Raw genomic sequence first — 26,450 nt, 5'->3', positions numbered from 1 at the left:
AAGCCCTCCTATTTTGAAGAATACTGAAGAGAGGAACAAAACATGCCTAAATTACGTTCGGCAACCACCACCCAGGGCCGCAACATGGCGGGTGCTCGCGCATTGTGGCGCGCAACAGGAATGAAAGACAGCGATTTTGGAAAGCCAATTATTGCGGTATCAAACTCCTTTACCCAATTTGTACCGGGGCATGTTCATCTAAAAGATATGGGGCAACTCGTAGCACGTAGCATTGAAGCTGCTGGTGGTGTGGCTAAAGAGTTTAACACCATCGCTGTAGACGACGGCATTGCAATGGGCCACAGCGGTATGCTTTATAGCTTACCATCTCGAGAAATTATCGCCGACTCAGTTGAATATATGGCGAATGCTCACTGTGCTGATGCGCTTGTATGTATTTCTAATTGCGACAAAATCACTCCTGGCATGCTTATGGCAGCAATGCGTTTGAACATTCCTGTTATTTTTGTTTCTGGCGGGCCTATGGAAGCCGGCAAAACAAAGCTAAGCGATCAAATCATAAAGCTCGACTTGGTTGATGCGATGGTTGCGGCGGCAGACGACAAGGTATCTCAAGAAGACTCTGATGAAATAGAGCGCTCCGCTTGCCCTACCTGCGGTTCATGCTCTGGTATGTTCACTGCAAATTCGATGAACTGCTTAACCGAAGCTCTGGGCTTGTCTTTGCCAGGAAACGGTTCGATGCTTGCGACCCACGCCGACCGTGAAGGCTTGTTTAAGCAAGCTGGTGTTGAAATCGTGAATTTATGTAAGCGTTGGTATGGCGATAACGACCCGACTGCCTTACCGCGAAATATCGCAAACTTTAATGCCTTTGAAAATGCAATGAGCCTTGATATTGCAATGGGTGGGTCAACCAACACTATTTTGCATTTACTCGCGGCAGCTATTGAAGGTGAGGTTGACTTCACCATGGCCGATATCGACAGATTGTCGCGCAAAGTACCACATTTATGCCAAGTCGCTCCTGCCACACCACAATATCATATGGAGGATGTGCATCGGGCTGGCGGCGTGATGGGTATCTTAAACGAATTAAACAAAGCAGGCTTATTGCATGGCGATAACCCTCATGTGTTAGGTAAACCAATTCACGATGTGATTGCCGAGTGGGACATTACCAACGAGAAGAATACCGACGCATTAACATTCTATCGTGCTGGCCCTGCTGGTATCAGAACAACTAAAGCCTTTAGTCAAGACTGTCGATACCCGACTGCCGATATTGATCGCGAAAATGGTTGCATCCGCACTATTAATAACGCTTACAGTCAAGAAGGCGGCTTAGCGGTGCTTTTCGGAAACCTCGCCGAAGACGGCTGTATTGTGAAAACCGCGGGCGTTGATGAATCTATACACAAATTTACCGGCCCTGCACGAGTATACGAAAGTCAAGATGATGCCGTTGCTGGCATATTGTCTGACGAAGTGAAGTCGGGTGAGGTAGTGGTTATTCGCTATGAAGGGCCAAAAGGTGGGCCAGGTATGCAGGAGATGCTATATCCAACTTCTTACCTTAAATCAAAAGGTTTAGGAAAAGAGTGCGCTTTAATCACCGATGGCCGCTTCTCAGGCGGAACGTCTGGTTTATCAATAGGGCACTGCTCACCGGAAGCCGCTTCAGGCGGTGGTATCGCCTTAGTGCAAAATGGCGACACTATCGCTATTGACATTCCTAGCCGAAGCATGAATTTAATGGTTGATGAAGCTGAACTTCAAGCACGTCGTGATGCGATGAATGCCTCGGAAAAAGGCTGGAAACCTGTTGATCGCAAGCGCGAAGTTACCACCGCATTGAAGGTGTTTGCAATGCTGGCGACAAGCGCAGACAAAGGAGCGGTGCGCGATCCATCGAAGCTTACCTACTAATGACCGAGAAAGCGCCAATAACAAAGCAAAGCAATTATGAGTATCTTACTAAGATACTCTGTGCGCCGGTGTATGAAGCCGCTGTTAATACTGATTTAGACTATTTGAGCAAGTTTTCAAATGACATTAAAAACCAAGTGTTTTTAAAGCGTGAAGATCAGCAAGCGGTAAAATCCTTTAAGATACGGGGCGCATACAACTGTATACGCCAATTAAGTGACGAGAAAAAAGAGGCGGGTGTAGTGGCGGCCTCGGCTGGAAATCACGCACAAGGCGTAGCGTTTGCTGCTAAAAAGTTGAAAATAAAAGCCACCATTGTGATGCCAGAAACGACGCCTGATATTAAGGTGGAGGCGGTGAAGCGCTTCGGTGGTGCGAATGTAAATGTCGTGCAATACGGTACTAGCTTTGACCAAGCCAGTGATATGGCTAAAACCTTATGCGATCAACACGGTTATTCCATGATCCCGCCTTTCGACCATCCCGATGTGATTGCAGGGCAAGGCACCATTGCAAAAGAAATGCTCGAGAAAAATCCCGACCTAGAGTACCTCTTTGTTGCGGTCGGCGGTGGTGGTTTAGCCGCGGGCATCGCGGTGTATATCAAACAAATTCGGCCCGATATCAAAATAATAGGCGTGGAGTCAGTAGAATCCGCTTGTTTACGAGCAGCTATCGACAAGGGCGCGCCTGTTACCTTGCCAAGTGTAGGGATATTTGCTGATGGTGTTGCAGTAAAAACCATCGGCAGTGAGACCTTTCGTTTGTGCGAAGCTTATCTCGACGATGTGATAACGGTAAGTAACGACGAAATTTGTGCTGCGATCAAAGATATATTCGATGACACTCGAGTGATAGCTGAGCCAGCAGGAGCCTTGTCGATTGCCGCGATTCGAAAATATACCCGAGAGCACTCCTTACAGGGCGCAGTGCTTGGCGGTATTTTGTGTGGCGCTAACATTAACTTTCATACACTACGCTATGTATCGGAACGTTGTGAGCTAGGTGAGCAGAAAGAGGCGGTTTTTGCGGTGAAAATCCCAGAAAACAAAGGAGCATTTAAAGCGTTTTGTGCGATGCTCGGTGGAGTAACCATTACCGAGTTCAACTATCGCTATTCTAAAGCCGGCAAGGCAAATATATTTGTTGGGGTTAAATTAAAGCGTGGAAACGTAGAACTTCAAGCCTTGCTTAAAAAGCTTAATAAAAATGATTATGAGTGCTTTGATATGTCGGATAATGAACTCGCCAAGTTACATGTTCGTCATATGGTGGGCGGGAAGCCTCAAAGTGACATCAATGAACACATATTCTCTTTTGCTTTTCCTGAATACCCCGGAGCTCTCATGCAGTTTTTGAATAACTTGGGCGAAGATTGGAATATTACTCTTTTTCACTATCGTAATCACGGTGCCGCTGAAGGTTTAGTGCTTGCCGGTTTCGATATTGAAGAGGGTAAACGTAAGCTATTTGACTCACATGTTGCCGAGCTTGGTTTTGATGTACACGAGCATCAGGACAATCTTGCTTATAAACTGTTTTTGTCGGGTAATGATTAGCAAGGTTCTCATCAATTGACACCATGAACGTTGATAGCAATTTGTTGTTCTTTCCCTCTAACTTTTTGGCTCTCGCTAGATATAGCGCTTTGTGATAGTGAGCTTGTTCGGTTTGTTATGTAGCATGCTGATAAAACCTTGGCGCTAATTTGCTTATGCCAAGCGCCATCAGAGCAGCAAAAACATCCGGTAAGAACAGTAAAAGGTTTCTTTCCTCAAGTGTGTTTACTCCCCAAAAGACGTAACTAACCAATGCAGTGAACAGCCAAAGAAGTAGCAAAACAACGAGTAAGTGTTGAGCCACTTTTTCTTTTTGGAGAAGTGCAAACGCAGTAAATACCACTAAATTGATTAGCAACACTATTGCAAACGAGGGTAATCCCAACCATTCTGGAACAATCACCGCAACGAAATGTCCTGCGGCCATTTGAAACAATATCAAAATGACTATCGTCAAAAGAATACCTTTAAAGTTCACGTTGGACCCTTGGCGACATAACGGCCGCTTAAGCGGCGAAAACTGCTCATTATTTTTGTCGGCTTCAACGTTTTGTTATGTCTAGCCTCTGATTTTGTAACTATAAACATTTTCCGATAACCTTTTGTATTCGGGATCTTGACCGATGCTGGAATAATCTATAGTTCTATCACTTGGGATAAAAAGTCCACTTTCGCTTGTAAAGAAACTATTCATTTTTATGAAAAGTCCATTGCCTCTGATGGTTACGCCCATAGGTTCTAAGCTTTTAATTGTGCTAGGTAAGTCATTAGAGTTAAGACTTTTATTTTCAAGTAAAATAATGGCTTCAGCTTCTATTTTTATGAAGTCTACACTCAAATCCTTAACGTGAGCAGAGCAACTCAATAATACAATTGTACAAGCACACGAAATTAAAACTTTCACCTGAGCTCTCACTAGACATAACACTCCGCACAAGGGGCATGAAAACCGCAAAATTTTATCTCCTGCGCGAGCGTGGCAAGGTTAATGTGATTGTTATATTGTTTCGATTTGATACGGTTTTGATAAAACAATCCATGTCTCCTTGCGTTAATCATTTAGGTAAAACGATACTCGTTTGAAGCCGATACTTCAATATAGAGGCCGCAACTATCCAAAAGACAATCACGCATTTGGATAAACAAGACTCACCGATTAATACCAATACGTGCGAGCGCCACCACTGAATGAGTCAATGCAACCAGCGCTGCTTGACGATTTCGTCATTCAGCGCGATTTTGACTTTGGGGCTTAAGCATCCCACCATCAATATAGCTAGAACACTACCTTGTTGAGTGTTCTATTTTCACATATCACGAAAAAATCTTCAGTACTGATGTCCTGCATAGTATGCTATTCGGTAAATGTTTAGTTCACTAGTTTGATGCCTTCAGCGACTCATGTATGAAAATACTCACGTGACGAGTTAACAACGCTAGCAAGCAGGAAATTGAATCATGCTGGTTATCTGGCTGGAAGAAACGTTGAAGTACCTATAAGGCAGATTAAAGATGGAATGTCCAAGAAGCAAAACACCCTTAAAAAAAATAAATGTGGGTAAAGTGCCTGTTTATGTTAGCGAGCAGTGCGGTGGTGTATTTTTGGAAAGTTCAACACTTTCGTTATTTGAATGCCCTACAAGTGAGAGAGGCCAAGCCTTGGTTAATCATTTGAGTCAATTCCACGACGATACTTTGGACCTTTCTTGTAGAATATCTTGTCCTAGTTGCGCCGATACAGTGATGCTGCGGAGGTATCATAGCCCTCTTCATGTTGTTGAGATTGATGAGTGCCCTGGGTGCGGCGCGATATGGTTAGATACCGGAGAGCTATCAAAACTTCAATCCTTAATGCTGAATGAAAAAGAACGCAGCTTATTGAGAGCTCAAATGTTAGAACAGCATCGCACTCCTAACATTGAAAGCATGCCCTACATCAATGACTATTGGATCAAACGAGAAAAGAGGATAGGCGGCCTTATGGAAATCGCGGGCTACCTAACCCGCTTCTGGTAATACAAATACAAGCGAAAGGCTTACTGTGTATTTGAGGCCAGCAGTTTTGCTGCATCCTCAGCGAAATAAGTCAAAATGCCATCCATCATATCAGAGGGTGCTACAACGTCTGCGCCTGCTTCGACATGGGGCAGGGCTTGTTTCACTAACACATCCGTAGTTTCATCGTTCATCACGTTACCATGCGCGTAGCATGAGTCAATGCAATCAGCCTTAAATTCAGCTGTCATACAGGGTAGTAAATAGCATATACTATCCATATTGCATGCACCGAATCGGATCTTCAAACCTAGCACCCGCTTTAAGCGTTTGTATTGTTAGGTGCGCTCTTTACTACAAATCTCATATATTTGACGCAATTTATCCCAGTTTTCATCTGTTTCGACTTGCAGTTCAATCGGTAGTTTGGGAAATGATGACAGTGATTCGTTGAACCTTTTTCCCACAGCTCCAATATCTCCTGTATAAAAGTGCCATTCTCTCGTGCCATCCTTAGTAAACGCGAGTACAAATATTGCCAAACGATCCAAATCTAATGCGGGCACCACGACATCTTCAAATTTTCGCATTTCTTCCATCTGTTCATCAGTAGGCAATCCATTGTTTTCTTTTTTTTCATAATCCCAAAAGATTGTCAGTTTTCTAGGGTAATCTTTGTGTCCAAGCAAATATTCTAAATCTGGTCTATATCTAATAAGACTTGGAGTTCCATCGATAATACTCTCAGCATTGTTCCATGAATCTTTATCCGCAGAAACGATATCCATTAATTCTCTTTTAGCTCCTAACACCCGCTCTAGCGGTAAAATTGCTCTTCATTTTTGTCTGCTTCAAGGGGCTGTTATGTACCGGTTTTATTGACCAAAAACTCGAGGAACTTCGCAATGCATTCATTGTGTTTTCCACCATTTCAATTTTTTGTACGGTACCAATGAATACGATAGAGGATAATGCGTATTCATCTTCTATATCTTCAACAATACAGTCGCAGGCAAAAGTATCAAAACTAAGGAACAATAAGACTAATGAAATCAGCTTCAAATCAACAACTCTCTATAGTTACATAACACCTGATTGACCAGTAAAAATTTATTCTACAAATTCTATCCGTTTTTAATCTATTGTTATGTTTTTTTAACTAAGCCATAATGTGTATAAAATTACCACCCTTTACACATAGGTGCAACATGAGAACTAACATTGTCATCGACGATAAATTAATGGCAGACGCGCTCAGTGAGACGGGTCTACGAACCAAAAAAGAAGCTGTAGAAGAGGGCCTGAAAGCATTAATCAGACTCAGAAAGCAAGCTAAGATTCGTTCTCTTAGAGGAAGGTTAGATTGGGAAGGCGATCTTGATGATATGAGAACTGGTGAATGATATTGGTAGACACTAGTGTTTGGATTGATTACTTCAAAGGTATTGAGACGCAAGAAACGAATTTGTTAGATGCAGCTTTGAGTAATGATAGTGTGGCCATTGGTGATTTAATCTTATTGGAGATACTTCAAGGGTTTCGCTCTGACAAAGACTATGCAACAGCTAAAGAACACCTACAAGTATTACCTCAGTTTAGTATGCTTTCACCAGAAATAGCGATATATGCAGCTGAAAATTATCGTGTGTTAAGAAAGCGTGGCATCACTATAAGAAAAACCGCTGACATTATAATTGCAACATTTTGTATAAACAAAAGTATCCCACTACTTTTTGCTGACAAAGACTTTATACCCTTTACCCAACACTTGAAGCTTCAATCAGTATTAACCGAAACATAACAGCGCTAGATTACAAACATCACTTTCGCTTGATTCAATTATATAGGGTTTGATCTTCCCCTCTAATCGAAAAGCTGACACAAGTAAAAAGTAACAAGGTAAAGGTGAAAACTTTTTGCACTAAATTCTCCATATGCATTGAACTGTCCCTAGGCATTTAACACCTTACATGAACGGCGTTGGCCGCTTTTGCCAATGTCCGGTTTATGTTTTAATTAGCTGCCAATTAAACCTATTGCTCTCAAATAAACATATAAGTACGGTATTAATATCAATGTGATAACAACTATCGTACCAATATAAAAATACTTAGCCTCTTTTTCCGTTTGGTCAAAATCATAGGTTTGGTCAATATTTTCTAAATCGGATGGATCAACTCCTTCCTCTATCGCTTTCTCGTTTATCTCTGATATCTTTCGTAGTAATTTTTCGTGCTCTGCTATTGCAGATTTATGAATATCAGACTTAAAGTTTTCATAGTTAAGATAGTGTCTATGAGCATGATACGACCAAGTAAAGGTGTAAACAAAACAAAGTGTGCTTAGCGTTGTAGAAAATTCAAACTGCACAACGCTAAAACCTATTAAAAATATCAAAACACCACAAAGGCAGTATAAAATTTCGCCTGCAGGTTGATAGGAACGCCTCAATCGATTTTTGTCAAAAAGTCCAAAAGCGCAACTTAACAAAAACACGCAACAATAAAAATAAGCCCATATAGGCACCGGTCCTCTCCTTGGCAACTAACTTTTTAAATAAGGGGTCATAACGCGTAGAGCACAATAGCGAAGAGGTATCTATAGCAAAAAATTGCATTCTCAATCGGCATTACACCAGACTGATAGTCTCTGTGAATTGTCTTGTTAGCCAATTGCTCGAATATTTGAAACAAGCAAATAAACCGACAAGCCGTCTCCAGCAGCCCCTCTGTATATGTAGTCTGCATCGCTTAGTTTGAATGCAACTGCTGCTAAGTATGCGGCGAGCTCCTCACTCCCTAAAACGTTGACCGTCCCGGAAGAAAGATAATCTAGCCCTTCTTTAATACCATAATTTTTTACTGTTAAAGACGCAGATGAAACTTCCTTATCCACATTGGGATTATTCCAAGCCCACTCCCAAGTACCGTGTGGGGCATAAAAGGAACCTGCTATCTGAGCGTCCGCCTCGTATACTGGGCTTCCATTCTTCAACAACTGAAGTATCATTGTATCTTGCTCATACCCCCACCCAAGTTTCGTGATCTCATATTTCTCATCCATTTCCGAGATGTTTTGATTATATTCACTAATAGCGTTTCCAAGATATTCATCTTGCTCCGCAGTTAAATCAAAATCTGCAACCTGCGGTTTCTTTTTAAATAATTTTGAGAGCATCTTTATCCCTTGAGTAAGATTTACCGACAACTAATCCGGTATGTATAGAATGAGACTGTCCAAATATATTGGGCTTTTTGTTTTGTCGCTAACCCTCTCTGTCAGGCTAATAGGGTACAACAACTGTCGCCGCACAGTCCGCTTATGCCAATTGTGCGCTTAGTGCTTCTATTTTATTTTGCGGATCGCAAATACATGATTGTTATAAAACACTTGGTCTTTAAAAATTGCGTCATAGTGAATCCCTTCTTGCTCAAAACCGCATTTCGTCAACAATTTCATTGAGCCAGTATTGCCAGAGAAAACAGATGCAAATATTCGGGTCATTTCAGTTGTATTGAATATCTTTGATACAAACTCGTGCACAGCTTTAGTCATGATACCTTTGTTCCAATGCTGACGGTCCAACCAATATCCAATTTCACCAGAGCGATAGTATTCAAAGTCGCCTTGATCAACCCCTATGCAGCCAACAAGCGTGCCATCTATTTCAATCGCATTAATGTAACCAAGCTTACTACCTACATCTATCCACCAACTTGCGTCCTGAAACGTATATGGAGCAGGTATTTTACTAGATAAAAACCTAGTTACTTCAGGATCATTTAATATATCAAGCAGTCTATCTCTATCTTGCTCAACAAACTCTCTTAATATCACTCTCTAAACGTCCCTAATGAATGGCTTAAGCATCTTGTTATTTTTTGTCTTGTGCGAAACTACTCACGAACGAGCCTTAGCACTTCTGACTCTTTGTTATCGATGACTACTATCGTTGAGTTATCGATTAATTTAATGGTAACGGCCACGTATGAATCAATGTAACCGTTGTACATATTGCCGGTCCATACGTGCATTATTTCTGAGTCGGAGTTGATATCTTTAATGACTGTTAGACCAGTAGCGCTTTGATTATCATCATGCTGTTTTACCGTCGCTAGGCCTGACTTCAAATCGAATTCGATAAGCGCTGGTTTGTCTGAATGCTTCCAGACTCCGGAAATATCAGTGTTTGCTGACGCTTGAAACGTCAACACAAAAATAGCCGTTACAACAACCAATCTCCATATTTTCATTACTTTTATAGATTCCTTTTATTGTTTAGGCACCTAAACACTTCTATAACTACCTTGTTACCTTTAAAATACACTGTTGACAACTCATTGTGCCAACTTCCAGCGCCCGAAAATTCTTTGATGTTTATGTGGTCGGCTTCGATAGTATTTATTTCAGCCAATACGAATTCTCTGGACTCAGAATGTAATTTACTCTCAAAAGTTGGTGAGGGTTCGTAGGCTAGCTTCGCATTTTACTGGGCCCTGAAAACTGATCTCTTGAATTCTCAATGATCTCTTTGCTTATTTCTATGCAGTCTTTAGACGTCCACAATTCATCGTCAAAAAAATCGCTATACATAGCGCCATTTGTAATCTTGGTTAATACAGACGAGACAGTTAGCATACCTGCAATTTCTTGTGCATTAGAATAGGTATTGAAAGCCGCAACTATTTCTGGCTCCTTCAGTTTTGTAAGATCCTCGGGTTCCCAGTCAAAATCGTCGCTATTGTAGAGGCCTAGAAAATAATCAAAGCCAGATTCAAGTGTTTCAAAATTGCACTTAAAGAATGTGGGCTCGGAGCAATCGAGCTTAAATTCTGCTGGAAGCTCAAATTCAAATCCATTTTCTTTAATTGCATCTTTCAATTCTTCAATAGTAGGAGCGCTATCCTTTGTGAAGAATACGTATGTTTGCATTGCCATTTGCTATAACTTCCTTTTTGTCTAATAACTAGTTATGCGGTAAAAACCGTGCTTGTTTTATCCGTCTTTATTGATTTGTTAGAACCCTATTCACGACCAAGCTCACTAAACTTTCCTACTACATATTTTAAAAAAATTATGTCGAGTAATTCGTAGTACTTTTTGTAATCGAATTTAGGCCCTGCCATATCAAAAAGTTTCAATAAGGGAGCTAATTCTGGGATAGTAAACAGAGCTTTTCGCTTTAACATATCGACAATTTTTTTTGTAAAATTCAAGTCCGGTCGCTCTTCTCGAAACTCACCGATCATCGTATTTAAATTGCAGAGGAGATAAATAACTGCGCCCTGTCTGAGTAACTCCTCACATATTTCATTTCTATTCGATGATTCAACAGATACATCAATATAGTCAACACCATTGAAATGGTCTGGGTCAATGTATACCGCTTCACTTCCTATAAAGCCGCCGCCTTCAACTAGGTGATAATAAAGCAATAAAACTGACGCCATAGCTTTATTCCCTTGGTCGCGATTTTCCGAAATTACAAGTGAATTGTCCATGCGTTCTAATACCAAATTAAGCGGCGTTGCCGGCTCTTGCCAATGTCCGCTTCAATTTTCTTGTTAGCTTTCATTATTTATTTGCCTTCTACGAGACCTAATTCTTTCTATAGCGCTTTCATCAAAACCACCAAGCGTTGAATGGTGAATAATCCAATATATACCAGCAAAAAAAGGACCTAAAACGAGTACCGCAAATGACCAATCTATTGGCCAAATAAACCATGTTTTGCTCCCTTCAATTTCACCTTGTTTCGCAGCTGAATATACTCCCATCGCAAATAAAATGTGGATAACAATTGTGGTGAATAAAATAAACATCGTAACAATTCCACTACCAGCAGCTATTGATACTGAATTGTTAAAGTCCATAACCTAACAATTCCTCCATTTATAAAACTAACTCCACATTAAGCGATGAAAATCGCTTTTTATATTTATCCGCTTGAACGTTTTGTTAATTGTCATTTAAGCAGCATTCCAAACGAGCTTTCCAATGAGGCCGATGTTTATTTTTCACTTTGGCTCCTGACCATGCTAACAACCTAACCACTTCATCACTCGCATGATGTAAGGCCATTTTGAGTGGAACGTTACCACCTCTTGCAGCAAAAATTACCAATTGATCGGCTGTTATTGCTGAGCTCATGTGACTATTAACACATCTGGAATGTGCCGCGTTGTTGCGAAGCAACACTTTTGGCGGTCGCATTGCTACATTTGTAAAAAGCAGTCACTACATAGTACCAATATTGGTTAAAAATGAATTTAGTTGAGATGCGGCTTCATTCAATGACTTGGCCACAGCTGTGATCTCTGCCTTTTTTATAGTTTCATTGAAGTTTGTGTCGCTCTGCAGTTTGCGGGCGGTGAACTCGTTAGTTGAAACGACAGTGAAAGGAACAATACCCGAACGCACATCGAGTAAAACAGCTTCGACTGTGCAGTAAGCTTTGGTTTCATGAGGATCAATGAATTTATACTTTTCAAAGGTACGACAGTTAGATCGATAAGCCAAAAGTAAGTCTGCTTGGTAGCGTGCTGCAGCCTCTCGAAGATAAGGCACTGTTCGTTGCTCTGGGACCAACATGCTGGGCAAGAATGATGCATCATATACTCTTGGGGATTTTCTCAGTTGTCCAATAAAATCTGCCACAATTGAGTCGTTGAGCTGGGTGAAATCATTAGAGTAATACCGCCAGTAGCTTTCATTAGTCAGCTTGAGAATAGCAATTCTATTTTTTGCGGGGAGCTTTAGCCGATAATTCAGGATTCGCTCTATATCTTTATCTGCAAGGGTTCCTACAGTCAAGCCAAAGAGCGGCTCATCACTTTCCTCCTTGCTCCCTGAATTATAGTAATCATTTGGACGATGGGTGGTACCAACGCTAGTGCAACCCGCAGCGAGTATTGTGATTACGATTATTAAATATTTTGTCATTTTTGCTCCTTGGGTGGATGACATTAACTATTAACACCAAATTGAGCACGTTGGCTGCTGTTGCTAGCGTCAGCTTCAATTTCCTTGTTATGTGTATATCTAGTAAGTGCGAAGTCAATAAGATTTACGCTTAAAACACCTCATAGAATTTTTCAATATACTCGTTCTTTTTAGGGGCCCACTCTCCCCCTTTAACCTCGACATCCATCCCATAGCTCTTCAACTTTGCAATGCTGTAGTAGAACCCTTCATATTTCATACTTTTCCATTCTTTTTCGTATATGCCACGCTGCCCATGATATGGTAATTCATGGCAGTATGAACAATCGATAGAATTATAAAACTCGGTTTCTAAATCGGACATCGCGCCAATACAAGCTGTGATAAAAGATTCCAAGTTATTATTAGATGTTCCAGATGAATAATGATTAAATCTGCACTCGTCTGGTGTAAGAGCACCAGCTTTTCTTACGTAAGAAGTTGCTTGCTTTCCTTCTTTACTCGCCGCATCGATATCTGAGGTATTTGAATTGAGCTTTTTGCTTCTTAATTTTTTGATAGTCTCCTCTTCGAGTCCTTTCTGTTTCATTCCACCGTGGAACACAAGTAAGGCGTCGCTATAGAGTACCTTTCTAGGGCTAGCTAAAAAAATATAGTTCGCGCATGAGGACAAACACAGAACCTTAACTTCGACTGATATCTGATTAGCATGTATATATTTTCCTAATCTCAGTGCTTCGACTCCATTTCCACCACCACTAGATATGACAAGTGTGTCTCCAGGTTTTAACAACGATAGCGCATTGTCGACGTTCTCAGGCGTTATATCTCCGTAAAAACGCACTTCTGAAGGCCCAAGTCTACTGACAGTTTTCGTAGGAATTTTGTCATGCTCTGTAGGAGTTATGTCATGTTCTATAGGAGCTCCGTAATGTGTTACATATACAATGAGAGATCCGAGAGACAATACAACGACTAAGACTATTAATGCGATCCACATTAATATTTTTATTGGCAAGGACATTTTTAATATTTACCGACTATTTTGTTAGCTAACGTCAACCAAATCATCCCTTTTCCCCTCTTCCCTAGTTAGTTTCACATCGTATATTAAATTTACTTTACTCATGGCTTTGATAAACCACCAAGCAGGATCCCATTGCCCTTTTTCAAGTCCAATTTTAGCCGATTCAGGAAATGCGTGATGATTGTTATGCCAGCATTCACCATAGGTTATCAAACCTAGTCCTTTTATGTTAGATGCCTGCACTGCTGAATTTTTCACATTCCAGCGTCCGGGTCCGGGGTTGTGGCAAAAATAGGTTATTGTCCAATGACCTACAATACTCAATGAAACTCTGACAAAGACTCCCCAAACAACAAAATCCCATCCACCCAAATAATAAAAAATGATTGCAATAATTAGCTGATGAAATCTCCACGTTTTTTCACAGAAGATGAGAAACTTGTCGTTTTGAAGTGAAGGCTCGATTTCAATCTTTGGTGGTTCATCGAATTCAAATTTGCAGGTCAACTGCCACCAGAGATCTCTAAAAAATGACGATTTATGGCTAAAAAAATCATGACAAACTGCTTTTCGTTGCGCCCAATCTCGTATGTCATGTATCCGTATTATCCCGAATGGACCAGACATTCCTACCAAGACCCCAATATAAATGAGCACTCTTCTGACATAGATATTTGCTTTAAATGTGCGGTGAATCATCATGCGATGCATTCCAACACTATGACCAACTAATAAAGTGAAATAAGTAGTGAAAAGAAACAGTAAGAAAGCGTTAACACTAAAGGTGACGGGTGCAAAAATAAAGGCCAACACAATAACACTCAGATTCCACCCCATCTTTAGATAGTCGTATTGAATCCTTCCATGAATTGGCCTTGAAGATTCAACAACTATTCTTTTTACTGGTTCCATCATATGACTAAATTCTCAAATTTACCCGCAGTTAGCTTAGTCGTAATAAACAGCAACCAATTCGTCTTGTGGGTTAAATTCGATTTTGCACCTAACCATATGCAAATTGAATTTGCTGCTGTTAACAATGCGCTTTCCTTGCTCTGTGTCTTCTGTTTTGTATTCTGACATATTAATAGTATCTAGTTGTCTAACAACATTTGCAAAAGAATTTCCTGCATTAAAATTACCACACAAAAAAATAGACCTCTTTTCTTGCCTCGTTTGAAAAGAAACCAAAAATTGCCAAGACCAAAATGCAGATTTCAGGTGCAATGAGTTTTGGTTTAAGTAAGGTTTTACTGAAGCCATCTCTGGCTGAAACGCCGCTGCGATAACTGATAGTTAGTTGCGCGAAGCAAACAACTGATGCGCGCAAATCCGTCATTAATTAGTTAAACACCTTTGAGAATAGCAATTGAAAGAACGAGCTCACATCGTTGCCCAAAGTTAAAGTTTAAATTTGTTGCCAGCCTTCCAACCTATCTAGACATGCAACTGCAGTGCTATTGATTCCCTAATGCAATTTTTGATGATAACAGTAACGAAGTTTTCAATTTTTCAATCTGCTTAGGTAAACCAACACATAAGTCTGCTTTTAGAATACCTCTCCTTACGCGCCCACTAGAGCCATTCGTACTTGCTAGATATAACATCTTATCATCGATGAAATAACCGTAATACCCATGCTCATTACCTAAATAGCCTACTTGAAACGTAATCTCGGGGCTCCAGATTTCATATTCCTCTTCAGGGAATGCCAATTCAAGAATGGGTGGATGAATGCCACTCCTAGACGTGCAAGACACCAATAGAATTGACAAAAAAAGTGGCAAGTGCGACTTACGCATAATACCTCAATTAGCCGCGCCGCAGTCTGGCGTCGGCTGCATTTGATTATTATGTTTCACATTAACTCGAAACATGAACTTTTATCACCTTCGAGCCATTTAAAAACAGATTCAGTAGCTGTTTTCCATTTGGTTGAATCATTAAGTAAGTATACTTTTATGCTAGCTGGGCAAGACTCTGTTTTTTGTAATTCGATAAGTTGAAGAAACCCACCTGCGACAGGGTTGATGTGTTCTACTGATACTTTTGCAAAGGTTTTATCATTTGAAATATAACCCTCTATTCGGTCCTCCGTTGATATAGCCATGTATCCGCCAGCGGCAGGAACTATTGAACCGTCAGCACCGCCATGACAGCGAGCGGTATTTTGAGCAATGATTTCGAAGGCTTTAAACAATTCAGTTTGAACGCATTTTGATTCTATTTTGAAGTGGTTAGTTTTTAATTCTTGCTCCGATTTTGGCAGGGAAATACAACCAGCTAGCAAAAAGATAAGAAAAATGAAGCGGAACGGTTAGGGCTATTCGCAGTCCCGCCTTATTTGTCGAGTTATGTATTTTCTTCTGTAAGCATTTCTTTGATACCAGAGTAATATTCCCACTCAGGATCAGGGCTATGCTCGATTTCTATTGGAAACATTGGTTTCTCTGCCAATGCGTCGTTAAGCTGGTCCATAAACAGAGCATAATCCTTAGCTTGGTAACACCATTCCCTCTTCCCGTAGCCAGTATAAACAAATGTAACAAAGCTATTATTTTGAGAGTCGTCCAAAGGTTCCATAAATTCTTCGAAAACTTTTAAAACCTCACTCACTTCATTGTCCGGAAACCCATCATCAGCAAATTGCCAGTATATTGAAATACTCTCTGTGAACTCATTTTTATTGATGCCTGAGGTAGCATTTTCAAAAAATCTATACAGTCTTTTGCTGCCATCTTCATCCTCAATGGCAATTAAATTCCATTTTTTGTCTTCCATGATTTCATCTTCCTTTAGTAAATTAACGTAACAGATTAACGTGCCTGATAAGTATATCTGACTTTAAATGTTGGTTATATTTTTTCTAAGTGCTGGGCTATTTCTGGCCACACTAATTCATTAATTAATTCTTTCAGTGCCAGACTGTCTTGAGAAAACTCTAGAGTACCGTCTTCGAGTGTAGTCAATAGCTTACTTTCACGAAGTGCATTCACAAAGCTTCCTAGAACATTCTTATCATAAAACTCAGGTGAGCTCATGCCATAAAGCGTGGAAAGTCTTTCTGCTATCACGCAGCTTTGCTTTTCGAGTTGTGAGCGTCCTAACGACTTTTCTTTTTCCAGTACTCTGAGCACTACCGCATAGCGCTGCCAAGTTTCCTGCATCGCACGGCTCAGTAGCCATGATGAATGAAAGCCATCATCGCTGGCTGCTGGTGGAACCAAATAGCGGCCATTTTGAACTAACAAACCTTGTTGCTTCATTTGTGCAATTAATTCGCTTGCATATTCAATCGCCTGTTCAACACTCAAATGCATAAAAAACTCGCGCTTCAGCAATGGGTAGAGTTTTTCTACCATCGCTAATACCGCAGATTTTTCTGATTTTTTGGCATTAAACACCACCGCCATAATCAAACTTGGTAATGAAAATACATGCATGATGTTATTACGGTAATAGGTGAGTAACACAGCATTGTCTTCTTTAGTGGCGACTAATTTGCCGTATTCATCTTCAGATTGTTCAAAGCGTTTAAGTGCGAGTGTTGTTTGAACTAATTCTTGCGCATCTTCCTTGGGAAGTGTGAAATCATTGCTGAAAGGCGCATTTTTTAAAAGCTCTAAGTAATCTGCGATAGCATTGGTGAGTTCAGACTCACTCATTATTTGCGTCTTGGAAGAGAGTAAGCAAAGTGCAACTAATGCTGTGCCATTGAGAGCCGCGGCCTTATTAATGCGAGTCATGATGGTGTCGGCAAGTTTATTAACCGCTGGTGTTAGCCAAGAGGGCTTTTTGTCGGGATCGCTAGGAATATTTTCACGCCAATCGCTAACCGTATCATCTAAAAATTGATTAATTTGCAAAGGCTCACCGAAATTAACGAAACCATGCCCGTAGTTTTTCAATTTACGAATAGCGGAAAATACTTGGGTTGGCGATTCTTTCTTTTTACCTTTTCCTTTCAACTCCTTCTGATAGCTCTTTACTTCCATAACATGCTCGTAGCCCAAATAAACTGGCACTATCGACACGGGGCGGTTTATACCCTTTACGGCGGCTTGTAAGGTCATTGCAAGCATACCCGTTTTGGGAGGTAGTAAACGACCAGTTCGGGAGCGTCCACCTTCGGGATAATATTTAACTGAATACCCTTTGTTGAATAATAACTCTAGGTATTCTTTGAATACTGCCGTGTATAGTTTGTTACCCGCGAAACTTCGGCGCAGGAAGAAAGCACCACCGCGTCGAAATATTTTTCCAACAGGCCAAAAGTTAAGATTAATACCAGCAGCAATATGGGGGGTGACTAAACCTTCGTTATAAATACAGTAGGTGAGTAGTAAGTAATCCATATGCGAGCGATGGCAGGGTACATAGATAATCTCATGCCCGTTTTGTGCTAACTCTCTAACACGATGGGCGTGTCCGACGTGAATGCCATTATAAATTTTATTCCAAATGCGGCCCAGAATGCGGTCGCCTATTCGGATTAACCCTTCTCGGTAATCCGCAGCGATTTCGTCGATATAGTCGAGTGCTTTTTTCCTAGCTTCTTCACTGCTTATTTTCTTTTGACGCATCTCTTCATGCATTGCTGCTTTCACACTGTCTGCGGCCAAGAGTGAATTGTGCAAAGTCGCTCGCTCTAAAAGCATTGGGCCCGACATGGCTTGACGCTTGCGTTGAAAGTGAGTGCGAGCGACCCTTACTAATTTTTGAGATATGCGTTGGTTGGACCCGTGGAGTTGCCCCATTTGTTGCGTTGATACTGCCTTGCTGTAACTGACAATGTTGTCGCGACCTAGAAACAAAACAATGAAAAACTTTCTTAACCATGAAGGCGACGCTCGGTCGGCGAGAAGCTGAGCAAAGCCCGATGATTCCTTTCCTGCAGAGCGACCCCATGAGATTGAAACTGGGACAACTTGAAGATCGAGCTCGGGATTCTCTCGATGCAGATGGAACATATCGGTGAACACATCTTCAATTTCAGTCTTCTTTACCTTCCGAGTAAACAAGCCTTGTGGGCGTGAAAGGTAATAACAACGCTTATGTTCTTCACCTAAAAAGCTGATCGTTGAGCTGGGATCAGGTAGCCCTAATCCTGCTGTCGACTTTTGTAAGGCCACAAGATCCGTAATCGATTCAGTTTGAATAAGATAGAGGATGGGCTTTTTCTTGTCGATGCCTAATTCTGCTTCAATATTGGCGGGCACGCTTCTTACCGAAATAAGCCACCTAATCGGACTTGTAAAAACCTTACGCAACAAACTGCGAACAGCACTCATGCTTTATTTCCTTAAACTCGGATATTCATGTAATCACTTGCCAATAATAACACGACAACTGAATGAAATATTAATTCCTTATAAAACAACGGCAACAAAATGTGAATTGATGATTGCCATTTTATGTTTACTGTATATACTTACACCTAACTGTATAGAAAAACAGGCTGTTTATGCGTCCATTAACACCAAGACAACAAGAAGTACTCGACTTAATTAAAAATACGATGCTCGATACTGGCATGCCGCCAACTCGCGCAGAAATCGCCAGAAGTCTTGGCTTTAAATCGGCGAATGCCGCCGAGGAGCACCTTAAAGCATTAGCAAAAAAAGGTGTGATTGACATTATACCGGGTACGTCGCGCGGTATTCGTTTAAATTGCGCTTTGGATGATGAAGTCGAAGAAGGTTTACCGTTAATTGGTCGCGTTGCTGCTGGCGAGCCTATTCTAGCTACTGAGCATGTTGAGTGTCATTACAAAGTTGATCCAGACCTTTTCAAACCCAATGCAGATTTTTTACTTCGTGTAGATGGCATGAGTATGAAAGACATTGGCATACTCGATGGCGACATTCTGGCAGTGCATCGCACAACTGATGTGCATAATGGCCAAGTAGTTGTTGCCCGTGTTGATGAAGATGTTACGGTAAAACGTTTTGAAAAACGCGGCAGTGAAGTATTACTGCATGCTGAGAATGAATCCTTCTCGCCAATTAAAGTCGACCTAGCATCGCAGCCTTTTAATATTGAAGGCATAGCCGTCGGTGTGATTCGTAATTCCGATTGGATGTAATGCTGGGCGTAATAATACCCTGTTAAGCTTGCGTAGTTCTTGCGCAGGCTTACTCTCTAAACTAAATAGCGCAAATTATCGTCTTACTCAAACACCGGTCTCATAAAGCTTCTTTCGTAGCTCACAATACATTGGCTCTCTTCGGCTAGGCGAAACGCTGCAATACAGTCGTTGTCAGATTTAATTTTTTCTCTATATCTTTCATATTCGGCAAGGCTAGCGAAACTAAACATCGCATAGGCAAGGTTATTAGCACCTTCATAAGGTAAAAAATAGCCGTGATGCTGCCCGCCAAATTTGTTCACTAAGGGGATCCATGCCTTGACATACCTTTCGAAGGCATTAATTTCTGCGGGGTTAATGATGTATTTCAAATAGCAGGTGATCATGAGAACAGTAGCCTAGTTGCGCAAAATGAAAACTAAGTATATTCAAGCGACCCCGTGATTACCACTTTCTCGATACAGCAATAGCATCCAAAATTTGGCTTTTATTTCATAAAGCTTGTCAAAAAAGTCCAATAAAGAAAATCAGAATATTTTCATCAGCTTTTTCTGCTTGTTAAAAACCAATCCCTAGTAATTTTTTCTTACGAATATCAAAAAAACACTAGACTAAGTAGGGACTTTGTTTAATAGTTATACATTGATTTACATTGCGTTAAAGCTAATAACAATAAATTTACATTAGAGTGTGTTTTCTGAACAATTAAAAGCAATCTGATGGAAGAAAAACCGTGAAGGAGTATCACAGTGAAGCGAATATCAACATTGCTTGTAAGCGCAATGCTCGCGCTTAGCAATTCGGCAATCGCGACGACTGCTGCAGAAAGATCTGACGTTAATCTACGTGAAGGCGTTACCGACATAAGTGCTCAAGTATACGACTTGCACATGTTAATGTTTTGGATTTGTGTCGTTATTGGTGTGGTGGTGTTTGGCATCATGTTTTATTCAATGGTAATGCATCGTAAATCAAGAGGTGCAAAACCTGCCAATTTTCATGAAAATGTGAAGGTCGAAGTTCTCTGGACTGTAATCCCATTTATTATACTCATTGCTATGGCATGGCCTGCTGCGCAAACACTCATGGCAATGGAAGATACCACTGAATCTGAGGTGACCATTCTTGTCACGGGTTCTCAATGGAAGTGGCACTACAAGTATCAGGACAATCCAGAAGTTGAATTTTTCTCATTGATGGCGACCCAGCGCGAGCAAATTCAAAATAAATTTGAAAAAGGCGAGAACTATCTCCTTGAAGTTGATCGCCCATTGGTTATTCCTACCGGCAAGAAAGTACGTTTCTTAATAACCTCAGATGACGTTATTCATTCATGGTGGGTACCGGATTTCGCTGTTAAAAAAGACGCCAACCCTGGTTTTATTAATGAAGCATGGACAAACGTTAATGAACCTGGGATCTACCGTGGCCAATGTGCTGAACTTTGTGGCAAAGACCATGGCTTTATGCCGGTTGTTGTTATAGCAAAAGAGCCTGCCGAGTATGAGGCTTGGATAAAAGCGCAAGAACTTGCCGCAATCGAAGCAAAAGCCGAAGAGCAGCGCTTACTTGCACTCAATATGAGTATGGACGAGCTCATGACTCAGGGTGAAAGAGTATATAACACAGCCTGTGTGGCTTGCCATCAACCAAATGGAGAAGGGCTACCGCCTACTTTCCCTGCATTGAAAGGCAGTGCGATTGCACTAGAGAAGCAAAATATTCCAGCTCATATCGACTACATCATTAATGGTAAAAACAACATGCCAGCTTTTGGTAAGCAGTTAACAATGTCTGAAATTGCAGCCGTTGTCACTTACGAGCGAAACGCTTGGGGGAACAACACCGGCGATATGGTCCAAGCTAAAGACGTTAACGCATTTATTAACGGCAAATAGGAGGTCATCATAATGAGTACTGAAACAGCTACAAATACACAAGACACTCACGCTGATGGCCAACATCACGATGAGCATCATGAGCATCACATTCCAACAGGTCTAAGTCGGTGGTTGCTCACTACAAACCATAAAGACATAGGTACCTTATATTTATGGTTCGCCTTCATTATGTTTTTGGTGGGCGGCGCAATGGCAATGGTCATTCGAGCGGAACTATTTCAGCCCGGTCAGCAAATTGTCAATCCTGAATTCTTTAACCAAATGACTACCGTTCACGGTCTGATTATGGTGTTTGGTGCGGTTATGCCAGCCTTCACTGGCTTAGCAAACTGGTTAGTGCCAATGATGATTGGTGCGCCAGATATGGCACTTCCTAGAATGAATAACTGGAGTTTTTGGATACTACCATTTGCCTTTCTTATATTACTGTCTTCACTCTTCATGGAAGGTGGCGGCCCAGGTTTCGGTTGGACATTCTACGCGCCACTCTCTACACAATATAGTAACGATAGTACTGCCTTATTTGTGTTTTCGGTACACATTATGGGTATTTCATCCATTATGGGCGCAATCAACGTTGTTGTAACAATCCTTAATATGCGCGCTCCTGGTATGACCTACATGAAAATGCCCTTGTTTGTATGGACATGGTTAATTACTGCTTTCTTACTTATTGCAGTAATGCCTGTGCTTGCTGGCGCCGTTACCATGGTTCTCACCGATAAATATTTCGGTACGAGTTTCTTTGATGCAGCTGGCGGTGGCGATCCAGTTATGTTCCAGCATATCTTTTGGTTCTTTGGTCATCCTGAAGTTTACATTATGATCCTGCCTGCTTTTGGCATCATATCTGCGATTGTGCCAACATTCTCGCGGAAAAAACTATTTGGCTACGCCTCTATGGTATATGCAACGGCGTCAATCGCACTGTTGTCTTTTATCGTTTGGGCGCATCACATGTTCACAACAGGCATGCCAGTGGCGGCTGAAATGTTCTTCATGTTTGCTACTATGCTTATCTCGGTTCCCACAGGTGTAAAAGTGTTTAACTGGGTGGCAACTATGTGGCGTGGCTCACTGACCTTTGAAGTGCCTATGATGTTCGCCATTGCCTTCATTGTACTATTTACCATCGGCGGCTTGTCGGGCCTTATGTTGGCGATTACACCGGTAGATTTCCAGTATCATGATACCTACTTTGTTGTTGCCCACTTTCACTATGTGTTAGTCACAGGGGCGGTGTTCTCAATTATGGCTGCCGTTTATTATTGGTTGCCTAAATGGACTGGGAAGATGTTCGATGTAACATTGGCGAAGTGGCATTTTTGGTGTTCATTAATCTCGGTCAATGTGCTGTTCTTCCCCATGCACTTTGTTGGCCTTGCAGGTATGCCTCGCCGTATTCCGGATTATGCACTGCAGTTTGCCGACTTCAACAAGTGGATCAGTATTGGTGGTTTTGCCTTTGGTCTTTCTCAGCTTATTTTTCTTGTGTTAATTATCAAGGCTTGCAAAAAGCAAGGTGAGCCAGTGTCTGACCAAGTTTGGGAGGGCGCAGAAGGTTTGGAATGGGAAATTCCATCACCAGCTCCCTATCACACATTTGAAACACCGCCTGTGGTGAAGTAATTCACTTCAGGCGATAGCTTTTATAAGGGCACGCGGAAACACCATGACTGAAAACAACAACACTCAACATCAACAGCAAGGGCTAGAAGGCTCGGAGGCTACTAACTCTGTAAACCCTAGCCATAAAACGCGAGAGCAGATTGCGGCTGAAAATATGCGCACAGTTAAGAAGCTGGCGTTTGTTGTTGTTGGCATGTTGGGTTTCAGCTTCGCACTTGTGCCTTTATACGATGTGTTTTGTGATTTAACCGGAATTAATGGGAAGACCTCAGATCAAGCCGCAGTTTATGAAGCTGTCGAAATAGATGAATCGCGTACGATAAAGGTAGAGTTCATTACCCGAACGCATTCGGGGATGCCTTGGGAGTTTACTGCCCAGACCGCTGAGGTTCGTGTACATCCGGGTGAAATGAGTGAGGTTGCATTTTTTGTGCGTAATCCTACCTCGCGTGACATTATCGCTCAGGCAATACCGTCTGTGTCACCTGGCACGGCAGCACTTTATGTTAATAAAACCGAGTGTTTTTGCTTTCAACACCAGCCTTTAAAAGCGGGTGATGAAGCGCTTATGCCGATGAAATTTTATGTTGACCCGCAATTACCCAAAGATATTAGTGTATTTACTTTGCAATATACCCTGTATGACATATCTGCCAAAGTACAACCCGCTGTTGACGTCGCCATGACAACAGCTAATGGAGAATAAAATGGCTCAAGAAGAGTATCAAAAGTATTATGTGCCCGAACAAAGCGTCTGGCCGATTGTGGGCGCAGTCGCGCTCTTTCTAATTGCAGTTGGTGCAGGTAACTACGTAATTGAAAGTACCAAAGACAAAGATGGTTATGGGTTTTATATCTTATTGGCTGGTTTAGCGCTCCTACTGGTCATGATCACCGGTTGGTTTAAAAACCAGATCGATGAATCTATGAGTGGCCTATATAGCGCACAACTTGGGCGTTCATACCGTCAGGGGATGGCGTGGTTTATCTTCTCTGAGGTGATGTTTTTTGCAGCCTTCTTTGGTGCATTATTTTATGCTCGTGCCATTGCCATTCCTTGGTTAGGAGGCGCGTCGAATAACGCATCAACGAACGAAGTATTGTGGAATGGCTTTCAAGCAACATGGCCTCTATTAGTTACTCCAGCAGATGCTATTACTACCGGCGAGCCCTCAACACAAGCAATGCCTTGGACAGGTCTTCCGCTCATTAATACTGCATTATTGTTAGCATCGTCAGTCACTCTCCATTTTGCCCATGTAGGCTTGGAAAAGGATAAGCGAAAGCAGTTAATTTGGTTACTTGCTGCTACTATCGTTTTGGGCTCGATATTTATCGTATTACAAGGTCAAGAATATATTCATGCCTACAGAGACTTAGATCTCACACTGGATTCCGGTGTTTACGGCAATACCTTCTTTTTGCTCACCGGCTTCCACGGTTTGCACGTTACCTTAGGCACAATTATATTGATTGTATTGTTTTTTAGGGTATTAAAAGGGCACTTTAGTCCCAAAGAGCATTTCGCGTTTCAGGCAGGTAGCTGGTATTGGCACTTTGTAGATGTTGTCTGGGTAATGTTGTTTTTCTTTGTGTATATTCTGTAGACGAAGGTAAGGACTTTTTGGGCTAGCAAGCGATGTTCTTGCTAGCCCATATAATGCGCTAGTTAACGCTCGAACTCGTCGTCGCTTGGGTCGGATAGGGTGAAGGGTTTGGTTCGATAATACCTGTTGCAACAGCAAGCAGTATTAACCCGATGATCAACGCTGAGGCAAGAACGCGTCTACCAATATATTTACTCATGTTTTCGCTTTGTTCATTTTTTATCATGATCATCATGGCTTTAAATAAGCTGAAAACCATAAAGATTAATAAACCAGCAATCACTATTTTAACTATTAACACGCTTGCTCTCCTGCAGTTGTTGCATTAATCCCTAAGGGATGACAAGGATTTCTAAGGTTTACTTACGCTTATGTGGCTTCGCAATTTACCTCTAATACCTACCTTAATCACTTTGATGTGTGTTGTCATCATGTTTGGCTTAGGGCTATGGCAATTAGATCGAAAAGTCGAAAAAGACATCCGCCTTTCGCAAATTGAGGAACGTAAGCAAAATAAGGCCCTTAGTCCACAAGAGCTGAATAAACTGTTGCTTCAAAATAGCTTGCCTAGTAAAGCTAACGAGCTACAAGACTTCCCTATTAGCTTTACTGGTAAAAGCAAGTCGCAACAGCTGTTTTATATCGACAACAAAATATATCAAGGCAAGGTGGGTTACGAGATCATCTTGCCGGTACAACTCGATAACAGCAACAATATGCTTAATGAAACCTTTATTTTAGTTAATTTAGGTTGGATACAAGGTGTTGGGCCGCGAGGAAGCCGAAGTAAATTACCTAGCCTCTCTGCGTCAGAACTTGAGCTATTAAGCAGTCCTGTAGACATACCAAGACCTACCCATGGTATTGATCATTTGCCAGAGTCAGTGCTCATAGCGGGCGTGGTAAAATACCCATCGAATAATAAAATGGTGAGCGAAACTAATACGCGTTACGGTATCTTCCCAGCCGTTCTGCAACAACTTAACATGGCAGAGGTAGAGAGGCATCTCGGTATTCACTCTGAGCAAAAGCTACTGCCTTACATCGTTAATATTAACCCTAACCCCGAATCAAGCTTCGTTCGCGATTGGCAGCCAGTTGTAATGGCGCCAGAAAAGCACCTTGGTTACGCTGTTCAATGGTTTGGTTTGGGCATAGCTGCACTCACTATTTATCTACTAAGCGTACTCAAACTACTTCATTCTAAAAATAATAAAGAGGATCAAAATGCAAGAAAATAGCGCTAAGGCAAAGTCAAAAAAGTTCACTATCATCGCCTTAATTGTGGTGTTCATTCTTCCTGTAATATTAGCCAAATTTGCCTTGGAGAATGATTGGTTCAACAAAGGCTCTACTAATCGCGGTATCTTGCTCGACCCGATTATCGACGCCAGTAGCATACTTGCCAACAAAAGTGCCGAACCGCATTGGAAGCTACTTTACACCGTGCCAAACACTTGTGACATTGCTTGTGAAAACGCGGTTTTCAGCATAAGTCAGGTACGCAAAGCTGTCGGGCGCGAAATGGACAGAGTCGACGCCCTGTTTCTTGTTACTGAAAGCAGTGATGCAAAAGCTGTAGATAACCTAAGCGTCAACAATTTCGGACAAGTGTTAAACTTAGATTCAAAAAATGTTAATAAATTGTTTAATGCTGTGGGTAATAATGGTATTTTCATTGTAGACACTCTGGGAAATGTGGTTCTTAAATATGAGCTAACACTAGAGCGCGAACAAGCAATTATGGATAGCCGTGACATTTTGGCCGACCTCAAAAAATTGTTGAAACTATCACGGATTGGCTAACGGGAA

Annotated in this window: 33 protein-coding genes and 1 pseudogene; 12 read left to right on the top strand and 22 right to left on the bottom strand. The window is 41.4% G+C overall.

What is annotated here, in order from left to right:
- The first annotated feature begins 42 nt into the window (after positions 1–42).
- Together ilvD and ilvA are read left to right on the top strand one after the other, a co-directional pair.
- Positions 43–1,890, top strand: coding sequence for a dihydroxy-acid dehydratase (gene ilvD / locus ISG33_RS13705; protein ID WP_195734170.1), 1,848 nt, complete (start codon positions 43–45; stop codon positions 1,888–1,890).
- The gene (gene ilvA / locus ISG33_RS13700) at positions 1,890–3,449 is read left to right on the top strand and encodes a threonine ammonia-lyase, biosynthetic (RefSeq protein WP_195734169.1); all 1,560 of its coding nucleotides are present in this window, start codon (positions 1,890–1,892) and stop codon (positions 3,447–3,449) included. The genes ilvD and ilvA overlap by 1 nt, the downstream gene beginning before the upstream one ends.
- 115 nt (positions 3,450–3,564) lie before the next feature.
- On the opposite strand, the gene ISG33_RS13695 is transcribed toward ilvA, so the two are convergent.
- Both ISG33_RS13695 and ISG33_RS13690 read right to left on the bottom strand, forming a co-directional pair.
- A complete protein-coding gene (locus tag ISG33_RS13695; protein ID WP_195734168.1) occupies positions 3,565–3,906 on the bottom strand; it encodes a hypothetical protein in 342 nt (113 codons plus the stop codon).
- Between the two features lie 102 nt (positions 3,907–4,008).
- The gene (locus tag ISG33_RS13690; RefSeq protein WP_195734167.1) at positions 4,009–4,353 is read right to left on the bottom strand and encodes a hypothetical protein; all 345 of its coding nucleotides are present in this window, start codon (positions 4,351–4,353) and stop codon (positions 4,009–4,011) included.
- Between the two features lie 608 nt (positions 4,354–4,961).
- Here ISG33_RS13690 and ISG33_RS13685 point away from each other — a divergent pair.
- Positions 4,962–5,465: a TFIIB-type zinc ribbon-containing protein gene (locus ISG33_RS13685; RefSeq protein WP_195734166.1), complete on the top strand. Its 504-nt coding sequence runs from the start codon at positions 4,962–4,964 to the stop codon at positions 5,463–5,465.
- Between the two features lie 77 nt (positions 5,466–5,542).
- Here the strand turns inward: ISG33_RS13685 and ISG33_RS13680 are convergent.
- Both ISG33_RS13680 and ISG33_RS13675 read right to left on the bottom strand, forming a co-directional pair.
- Positions 5,543–5,695, bottom strand: a pseudogene (locus ISG33_RS13680) (porphobilinogen synthase); the annotation flags it as partial.
- A gap of 87 nt (positions 5,696–5,782) precedes the next feature.
- Positions 5,783–6,232 (bottom strand): DUF695 domain-containing protein, encoded by a 450-nt coding sequence (locus ISG33_RS13675; protein ID WP_195734165.1) that lies wholly within the window; start codon positions 6,230–6,232, stop codon positions 5,783–5,785.
- A 420-nt stretch (positions 6,233–6,652) separates the two neighbouring features.
- On the opposite strand from ISG33_RS13675, the gene ISG33_RS13670 reads away from it, so the two are divergent.
- Positions 6,653–6,847, top strand: coding sequence for a type II toxin-antitoxin system VapB family antitoxin (locus ISG33_RS13670; RefSeq protein WP_195734164.1), 195 nt, complete (start codon positions 6,653–6,655; stop codon positions 6,845–6,847).
- The gene (gene vapC, locus ISG33_RS13665) at positions 6,844–7,245 is read left to right on the top strand and encodes a type II toxin-antitoxin system VapC family toxin (RefSeq protein ID WP_195734163.1); all 402 of its coding nucleotides are present in this window, start codon (positions 6,844–6,846) and stop codon (positions 7,243–7,245) included. Before ISG33_RS13670 ends, vapC begins: the two co-directional genes overlap by 4 nt.
- Before the next feature lie 215 nt (positions 7,246–7,460).
- Here vapC and ISG33_RS13660 read toward each other — a convergent pair whose 3' ends face one another.
- The 16 genes from ISG33_RS13660 to plsB all read right to left on the bottom strand — a co-directional run bounded on the left by ISG33_RS13660 (position 7,461) and on the right by plsB (position 18,704).
- Complete coding sequence (locus ISG33_RS13660) at positions 7,461–7,970, bottom strand: hypothetical protein (protein WP_195734162.1); 510 nt, start codon at positions 7,968–7,970, stop codon at positions 7,461–7,463.
- Between the two features lie 138 nt (positions 7,971–8,108).
- Positions 8,109–8,621 (bottom strand): DUF6882 domain-containing protein, encoded by a 513-nt coding sequence (locus ISG33_RS13655; RefSeq protein WP_195734161.1) that lies wholly within the window; start codon positions 8,619–8,621, stop codon positions 8,109–8,111.
- Positions 8,622–8,789: 168 nt separating this feature from the next.
- On the bottom strand, positions 8,790–9,281 hold the full coding sequence (locus ISG33_RS13650) for a GNAT family N-acetyltransferase (protein ID WP_195734160.1): 492 nt from the start codon (positions 9,279–9,281) through the stop codon (positions 8,790–8,792).
- A 59-nt stretch (positions 9,282–9,340) separates the two neighbouring features.
- Positions 9,341–9,697: a hypothetical protein gene (locus tag ISG33_RS13645; RefSeq protein ID WP_195734159.1), complete on the bottom strand. Its 357-nt coding sequence runs from the start codon at positions 9,695–9,697 to the stop codon at positions 9,341–9,343.
- Positions 9,698–9,917: 220 nt separating this feature from the next.
- Positions 9,918–10,382: a hypothetical protein gene (locus ISG33_RS13640; protein ID WP_195734158.1), complete on the bottom strand. Its 465-nt coding sequence runs from the start codon at positions 10,380–10,382 to the stop codon at positions 9,918–9,920.
- An 86-nt stretch (positions 10,383–10,468) separates the two neighbouring features.
- Positions 10,469–10,894 (bottom strand): hypothetical protein, encoded by a 426-nt coding sequence (locus ISG33_RS13635; RefSeq protein ID WP_195734157.1) that lies wholly within the window; start codon positions 10,892–10,894, stop codon positions 10,469–10,471.
- Positions 10,895–11,008: 114 nt separating this feature from the next.
- Positions 11,009–11,317: a hypothetical protein gene (locus ISG33_RS13630; RefSeq protein WP_195734156.1), complete on the bottom strand. Its 309-nt coding sequence runs from the start codon at positions 11,315–11,317 to the stop codon at positions 11,009–11,011.
- A gap of 85 nt (positions 11,318–11,402) precedes the next feature.
- Entirely contained in the window at positions 11,403–11,594 is a 192-nt protein-coding gene (locus ISG33_RS13625; RefSeq protein WP_195734155.1) for a hypothetical protein, read from the bottom strand.
- Positions 11,595–11,681: 87 nt separating this feature from the next.
- On the bottom strand, positions 11,682–12,386 hold the full coding sequence (locus tag ISG33_RS13620; protein WP_195734154.1) for a hypothetical protein: 705 nt from the start codon (positions 12,384–12,386) through the stop codon (positions 11,682–11,684).
- Positions 12,387–12,516: 130 nt separating this feature from the next.
- Positions 12,517–13,404: a hypothetical protein gene (locus ISG33_RS13615; RefSeq protein WP_195734153.1), complete on the bottom strand. Its 888-nt coding sequence runs from the start codon at positions 13,402–13,404 to the stop codon at positions 12,517–12,519.
- 30 nt (positions 13,405–13,434) lie between these two features.
- Complete coding sequence (locus ISG33_RS13610; protein ID WP_195734152.1) at positions 13,435–14,328, bottom strand: acyl-CoA desaturase; 894 nt, start codon at positions 14,326–14,328, stop codon at positions 13,435–13,437.
- A gap of 223 nt (positions 14,329–14,551) precedes the next feature.
- The gene (locus ISG33_RS13605) at positions 14,552–14,752 is read right to left on the bottom strand and encodes a hypothetical protein (RefSeq protein WP_195734151.1); all 201 of its coding nucleotides are present in this window, start codon (positions 14,750–14,752) and stop codon (positions 14,552–14,554) included.
- Positions 14,753–14,870: 118 nt separating this feature from the next.
- A complete protein-coding gene (locus ISG33_RS13600) occupies positions 14,871–15,215 on the bottom strand; it encodes a hypothetical protein (protein WP_195734150.1) in 345 nt (114 codons plus the stop codon).
- 56 nt (positions 15,216–15,271) lie between these two features.
- On the bottom strand, positions 15,272–15,613 hold the full coding sequence (locus ISG33_RS13595) for a hypothetical protein (RefSeq protein WP_195734149.1): 342 nt from the start codon (positions 15,611–15,613) through the stop codon (positions 15,272–15,274).
- 152 nt (positions 15,614–15,765) lie between these two features.
- The gene (locus ISG33_RS13590; protein WP_195734148.1) at positions 15,766–16,194 is read right to left on the bottom strand and encodes a DUF695 domain-containing protein; all 429 of its coding nucleotides are present in this window, start codon (positions 16,192–16,194) and stop codon (positions 15,766–15,768) included.
- 74 nt (positions 16,195–16,268) lie between these two features.
- Entirely contained in the window at positions 16,269–18,704 is a 2,436-nt protein-coding gene (gene plsB, locus ISG33_RS13585; RefSeq protein WP_195734147.1) for a glycerol-3-phosphate 1-O-acyltransferase PlsB, read from the bottom strand.
- A 173-nt stretch (positions 18,705–18,877) separates the two neighbouring features.
- On the opposite strand from plsB, the gene lexA reads away from it, so the two are divergent.
- Positions 18,878–19,498: a transcriptional repressor LexA gene (gene lexA / locus ISG33_RS13580; protein WP_195734146.1), complete on the top strand. Its 621-nt coding sequence runs from the start codon at positions 18,878–18,880 to the stop codon at positions 19,496–19,498.
- A gap of 83 nt (positions 19,499–19,581) precedes the next feature.
- Here lexA and ISG33_RS13575 read toward each other — a convergent pair whose 3' ends face one another.
- Positions 19,582–19,887: an NIPSNAP family protein gene (locus tag ISG33_RS13575; RefSeq protein WP_195734145.1), complete on the bottom strand. Its 306-nt coding sequence runs from the start codon at positions 19,885–19,887 to the stop codon at positions 19,582–19,584.
- A gap of 396 nt (positions 19,888–20,283) precedes the next feature.
- On the opposite strand from ISG33_RS13575, the gene coxB reads away from it, so the two are divergent.
- From coxB to ISG33_RS13555, 4 genes are read left to right on the top strand one after another with little or no spacing between them, the layout of a single operon-like run.
- Positions 20,284–21,399 (top strand): cytochrome c oxidase subunit II, encoded by a 1,116-nt coding sequence (gene coxB / locus ISG33_RS13570; RefSeq protein ID WP_195734421.1) that lies wholly within the window; start codon positions 20,284–20,286, stop codon positions 21,397–21,399.
- Positions 21,400–21,411: 12 nt separating this feature from the next.
- On the top strand, positions 21,412–23,031 hold the full coding sequence (gene ctaD, locus ISG33_RS13565) for a cytochrome c oxidase subunit I (RefSeq protein WP_195734144.1): 1,620 nt from the start codon (positions 21,412–21,414) through the stop codon (positions 23,029–23,031).
- Between the two features lie 43 nt (positions 23,032–23,074).
- A complete protein-coding gene (locus ISG33_RS13560) occupies positions 23,075–23,737 on the top strand; it encodes a cytochrome c oxidase assembly protein (protein ID WP_195734143.1) in 663 nt (220 codons plus the stop codon).
- A 1-nt stretch (position 23,738) separates the two neighbouring features.
- Positions 23,739–24,638: a cytochrome c oxidase subunit 3 gene (locus ISG33_RS13555; RefSeq protein ID WP_195734142.1), complete on the top strand. Its 900-nt coding sequence runs from the start codon at positions 23,739–23,741 to the stop codon at positions 24,636–24,638.
- A 58-nt stretch (positions 24,639–24,696) separates the two neighbouring features.
- On the opposite strand, the gene ISG33_RS13550 is transcribed toward ISG33_RS13555, so the two are convergent.
- Positions 24,697–24,939 carry a DUF2909 domain-containing protein gene (locus ISG33_RS13550; RefSeq protein ID WP_195734141.1) on the bottom strand — a complete coding sequence of 81 codons (243 nt, stop codon included), beginning with the start codon at positions 24,937–24,939 and terminating at the stop codon, positions 24,697–24,699.
- A 70-nt stretch (positions 24,940–25,009) separates the two neighbouring features.
- Between ISG33_RS13550 and ISG33_RS13545 the strand changes: the two genes are divergently transcribed.
- Positions 25,010–25,879: an SURF1 family protein gene (locus ISG33_RS13545; protein WP_195734140.1), complete on the top strand. Its 870-nt coding sequence runs from the start codon at positions 25,010–25,012 to the stop codon at positions 25,877–25,879.
- Positions 25,866–26,444 carry a redox-active disulfide-containing membrane protein gene (locus tag ISG33_RS13540; RefSeq protein ID WP_195734139.1) on the top strand — a complete coding sequence of 193 codons (579 nt, stop codon included), beginning with the start codon at positions 25,866–25,868 and terminating at the stop codon, positions 26,442–26,444. The genes ISG33_RS13545 and ISG33_RS13540 overlap by 14 nt, the downstream gene beginning before the upstream one ends.
- The last annotated feature ends 6 nt before the right edge of the window (positions 26,445–26,450 follow it).

The sequence above is a fragment of the Marinibium conchae genome (genome assembly GCF_015595035.1).
GTDB lineage: Bacteria > Pseudomonadota > Gammaproteobacteria > Enterobacterales > Alteromonadaceae > Glaciecola.
This window is presented reverse-complemented; position numbering and strand designations above follow the sequence as displayed.